We start from the raw sequence: 5,000 nt of genomic DNA on the forward strand, positions 1-5,000 counted from the left end.
AAAACATTCCCCAAAAAGCATCTTTTATCCTTACTCACCATGACCAAGAATGGCGGAAATGGAGAGGTGGAATATTGAACGGTTGGGTTGAAGATTTGGGTGCTATCCTTAAGAAAGAGCAACCTGAAGCCAAATTGGGTATTTTCTACTGTTCATGGTTTCCCGCCGATTACGATTCTGCTTTGTACCGTAATCTTGGAATTGATCCGGTGGCATTTGCAGAAAGGGCAGATGTGTTGTCCCCCATGCTTTTTCATCATATGAAAGGAAGACCCACAACTTGGGTGGGAGAATATATTGAATGGCTTGGAGAAATGACCCAAACCGAAAAGACCAATAATACTTTAATATGGCCAATAGTTCAGGCACACAATAATCCCGGAATTGTAAGCCCTGAAGAATTCAAACAGGTAATGATGGAAGGCTCCAAAAAACCCTCATCCGGTATCATGATGTTTTCAGATCAATCTTTGGTCAGTGAACCGGAAAAAATAGAGGTAATGAAGGAGTTGTACTCGGAAGGAGAAAAAAGGAAATAATGAAAATATTATTATTGGGACAATGATGGAAAAAACTTCGTCTTCATACATATAGAGAAAAAGTATCAAATCATGAAATTCCTGACTTTTGTTTTCTTACTTTCAATTTTTATTCCAACTAAATTAATGTCTCAGGACAAATCAGTCGCGACCTTTGAGGTCTTTTTTTGACCTCGAAGGTCTTGTCCTATATTTATTACCACATAGCCACTTAGGGCACATAGTTTTTTTAGCCGATAGGTTTCGATTTCAAAAAAGAAAAGATATTGTCGTACTATGTAAACTTCATGAACTATGTGGTAATCATCTTTTTTCAAAGAAATTTCCCTCAAGACATAGTCTAATAGAAAATCTTAACGGTCTTAAGGGTAAAACCTTCGAGGTCCTGTCTTCGCGGTTGGGAAGACCTCAAAGGTTTTTTAGTGCCCCCAATCAAATCCATCCATATCTTCCAAACAGGCTTTCAATAATAAAATGCTGTTTGAAATATCTGATTTGTCGGCCATTTCTATCACTTGATGCAAATGCCTGGTCGGAATGGAAATCGCTCCGGCAATGGCGCCTTGTTTGCCCATTCGCTGTACACCTGCAGTATCCGTGCCCCCTGCTGTCAGAATTTCCGGTTGCCAGGCTATATTATGTTTCTCGGCTGTTTGTTTCATAAATGCCACCATTCTGTAATCACAGATGGTGGAGGCATCCATGATTTTGATGGCTGTGCCTTTGCCCAATTCGGTCACCCTTTCATGTGGTTGTGCCCCGGGCACATCAAATGCAATGGTGGTATCCAATCCAATTCCAAAGTCAGGGTTGATTCCATGGGCAGCCACATTGGCACCGCGGATTCCGACTTCTTCCTGTACTGTAAATGCGGCATACACATCATAAGCCGGATTTTCAAGTATTCTAAGCGCTTCTATCAGGATAAAAACCGCTACCCGGTTGTCTATGGATTTGCAGTTGACACAATTGCCCATTTCAATCAGTTCACGATCCCGGGTGATTGGATCGCCGATTTTGATGTATTTTTCTACTTCGTCTTTGGACATTCCCAGATCAATAAAAAAATCTGTAATCTCAGGAAGCTTTTTCTTTTCTTCGGCTGTCATCACATGGATAGGCTTACTTCCCATCACACCGATCAGATCTTTCTGCCCATGAACAATTACCCTTTGTGCTGTGAGTGTTTTCGGATCGAAACCTCCAAGGGTATGAAACCGAACAAAGCCCTTATCATCTATATGAGTGACAATAAAACCAATTTCATCCATGTGGGCAGCAACCATTACTCTTTTGCCCTCAGGATTATTTTTAGATTTTTTTAGGGCAATGACATTTCCCAAATTGTCTGTCTTCACCTCGTCAGCAAGTGGTGTTACCAATTCGATAACCAGATCCCTGATTCTTTTCTCAAATCCAGGCGCTCCGGCTATTTCACAAATCTTTTTAAGAAGTATTGTATTAAATTCCATATTACTTATTTATTCAAAGGACTTTCATTAGAGGATTTTATTTCCTGATCAAGTTAAAAGAAAACCTACAAACACTAGATTGATTGTGACCACAGGATTTAGAAATCAGGAGGAGACGAGTCGCTTGATGGGATCAAAAACCTGAATTAATGTACTAAGTACGAAGTACAAAGTACCAAGTATGATGCCCCAAAGAATAAGCTTGTATTGGGTACTTGGTACATGGTACAACTTGTCCGCCGTGGCGGATAGTAATTTGTACTTAATAGGCCCTCACCACCTTCCCTTCCATATAATTGGCAAAAGCCCTATTGACCACTCTCATACCACCGGTTGTCGGGAAGTTACCGGTAAAGTACCAATCGCCTTGATGGTCGGGAATGCATTTGTTGAGATTTTCCACAGTCTGGTAGATGATCTTCACTTCTGCATTGATTTCTTTGGAAGTAATGATTTCAGCGATTTTATCCGATATCTCCTGATCGGTAAAAGGATCATAAATATTCTTGACATAATTCTCTGTAAATACCTGTTTGGACATACAATTGTCATATGTTTCTTCGAGCAGATTACTCATTCCCCTATCCTGAAGCAATTTAATTGCAGCCCTAAAGGCAATAAAATCCTTCAATTTGGACATGTCTATACCATAACAGTCAGGAAACCTGATCTGCGGGGCCGAGGACACAATGATGATCCTTTTTGGATTCAATTTATCCAAAGTTGTGAGAATACTCTTTTCCAAAGTAGTACCACGGACAATACTGTCATCAATGACTACCAAAGTATCAATCCCGGCTCTTATTACTTCATATGTAGTATCATAAACATTGGCTACCATGGCATCCCTGTCAGAGTCATTGGTGATGAAAGTTCTCAGTTTGACATCTTTACTGACCAATTTTTCGACTCTGGGCCTGAAATTCAAAAGCTCCTCCAAATCTTCTAAATGAGGTTTTCCTTCCAAAAGCACTTCTCTTCTTTTGGCACTGAGGTAATCCTCCAAGCCCTCTATCATCCCCAAAAATGCTGTTTCGGCGGTATTTGGAATATAAGAAAATACGGTATTTTTCAAATCGAAATCTATGGCCTGAAGTACCTGTGGAATCAATGCTTTGCCCAGCAGTTTTCTTTCTCTATATATATCCGGATCAGTTCCCCTTGAAAAATATATCCGCTCAAAACTGCATGATTTCTTTTCCCTTGCAGGCATGATCTCATGTTCGGCATAGGAGCCGTCCTTGTTGATGACCAATGCATGGCCAGGTTGAATTTCTTTGATCTCCTTGTAATCTATGTTGAACGCAGATTTGATAGCAGGTTTTTCGGATGCAACCACTACAATTTCATCATCCGCATAGTAATATGCAGGCCGGATGCCTGTCGGATCCCTGACCACAAAACTGGAACCGTTACCGATCAATCCTGCCATGACATAACCGCCATCAAAATCCCTGCAGGATCTTCTTAGGATCCTTGCGACATCCAGTTCGTCTTCAATTAATGCTGTGATCTGTTCATTTGAGTATTTAAGCTTGTATTTATCAAAAATGCGCTGGTTTTCCTCATCCAAAAAATGCCCTATTTTTTCCATTACCGTGACCGTATCGGTCTTTTCTTTGGGATGTTGTCCAAGTTCAACCAACCTGTTGAAAAGCTCCTCGACATTGGTCATGTTGAAATTTCCTGCCATGACCAGGTTCCTGCTTCGCCAGTTGTTCTGTTTAAGAAATGGATGGCAGGTTTCTATGCTGTTTTCTCCATGGGTTCCATACCTAAGATGTCCCAACCACACTTCCCCTGAAAAAGCAATGTTTTCCTTCAGCCATTCCGCATCATACAACCCCTTTTCGCCACCCTGCTTTTTTGCCTTTTTATATTTCTTGTGGATTTTGTCAAAAATATAATTGACCGCCTGAGGCTCAATTGACCTGTATCTACTGACATACCGTGTTCCGGGCTTGGTATTGATTTTAATATTGGCCACTCCTGCACCATCCTGTCCACGATTGATCTGTTTTTGCATCAGAACATACAATCTATTTGGGCCATAAAGGGGAGATCCGTATTTATCGATATAGTATTGAGGCTCTTTTCTTAGCCTTAGCATTGCAATACCACATTCATGTTTGATTTGGTCACTCATCGGGTCAGTACAGGTTTAATTAAGCTCACAAAGTTAGCTCTTTTTTAGAAGTTAACAGGAGTAAAAAAAGTTCGGATTATAAATTATTTTATAGATTATCCATACGCACTCTACTCTTTGTAAGCCCAGCTATTTCTTGAAGTTGGTTTGAAGTAAAATCAGAATAAAAATGGTTCAATTTAAACTTGGGTATTTCAACATCAATCGCTTTCCAACAATATATACTCATCACATTTTTTCACATCCTTAGAATTGGGTAATAATGGGGATATTATACCCATATGTAGAAATTTTCCACATATTTAAAATATAAAATCTTTGATTAAAGGCATATTTGGGCACTTTTGAATCTGGTATTGAATATGCAAAAGGCTATAATACCAAAAATTAAAAACCAATTATTTTAAACTAAATCAATTAAAAAATGAAAACTAAGATCATGATCCCCGCAATGTTTGCCTGTGCTTTGGCTTTCTCGCCATTCGTTGCAAACAGTACTGTCAGCAATTTCAACAACTCTGAAATGGTGGAAGATGAAAAAACACAATTGGATATTCAGGAACTTCCCGAAGTATTGAAAAATGCCATCGCCATCGATGAAACAGCAGCAGTGTTGACTATCAATGAAGCTTGGCATATCAAAAAAGATGACGGGACTGTATATTACAAAGTTAAATTCGACCATAACGGTGAAGAGCTTGTCAGGAAATATGATTCTGAAGGCAACATCATCAAAGATGACCAAATATAATCTTTGTCCCTAGTGATTGCATTAAAGCATCGGATTCTTTTCCGGTGCTTTATTTTTTTCTACTTTAGTTAAAATTTTTATTCTCGCATGCG

The 5,000-nt window shown here is 39.4% G+C and carries 3 protein-coding genes and 1 pseudogene; 2 read left to right on the forward strand and 2 right to left on the reverse strand.

The genetic code is table 11. The features are described from left to right. Positions 1-539 (forward strand): annotated as a pseudogene (locus tag ACEW8O_RS03445) (hypothetical protein); the annotation flags it as partial. Between the two features lie 419 nt (positions 540-958). Here ACEW8O_RS03445 and ACEW8O_RS03450 read toward each other — a convergent pair. Both ACEW8O_RS03450 and ACEW8O_RS03455 read right to left on the reverse strand, forming a co-directional pair. Further along, the gene (locus ACEW8O_RS03450) at positions 959-2,011 is read right to left on the reverse strand and encodes a M42 family metallopeptidase (protein WP_373493228.1); all 1,053 of its coding nucleotides are present in this window, start codon (positions 2,009-2,011) and stop codon (positions 959-961) included. A 262-nt stretch (positions 2,012-2,273) separates the two neighbouring features. Continuing rightward, on the reverse strand, positions 2,274-4,157 hold the full coding sequence (locus ACEW8O_RS03455) for an amidophosphoribosyltransferase (protein WP_373493229.1): 1,884 nt from the start codon (positions 4,155-4,157) through the stop codon (positions 2,274-2,276). Positions 4,158-4,581: 424 nt separating this feature from the next. On the opposite strand from ACEW8O_RS03455, the gene ACEW8O_RS03460 reads away from it, so the two are divergent. Then, positions 4,582-4,908: a hypothetical protein gene (locus tag ACEW8O_RS03460; RefSeq protein WP_373493230.1), complete on the forward strand. Its 327-nt coding sequence runs from the start codon at positions 4,582-4,584 to the stop codon at positions 4,906-4,908. Positions 4,909-5,000 lie beyond the last annotated feature (92 nt).

This window comes from Aquiflexum sp. (assembly GCF_041749095.1).
Taxonomy (GTDB): domain Bacteria; phylum Bacteroidota; class Bacteroidia; order Cytophagales; family Cyclobacteriaceae; genus Aquiflexum.

What these genes read in the sequence shown, in the direction of transcription:
- ACEW8O_RS03450 (WP_373493228.1), bottom strand. Translation starts at nt 2,011, where the DNA reads ATGGAATTTAATACAATACTTCTTAAAAAGATTTGTGAAATAGCCGGA.
- ACEW8O_RS03460 (WP_373493230.1), top strand. Translation starts at nt 4,582, where the DNA reads ATGAAAACTAAGATCATGATCCCCGCAATGTTTGCCTGTGCTTTGGCT.
- ACEW8O_RS03455 (WP_373493229.1), bottom strand. Translation starts at nt 4,157, where the DNA reads ATGAGTGACCAAATCAAACATGAATGTGGTATTGCAATGCTAAGGCTA.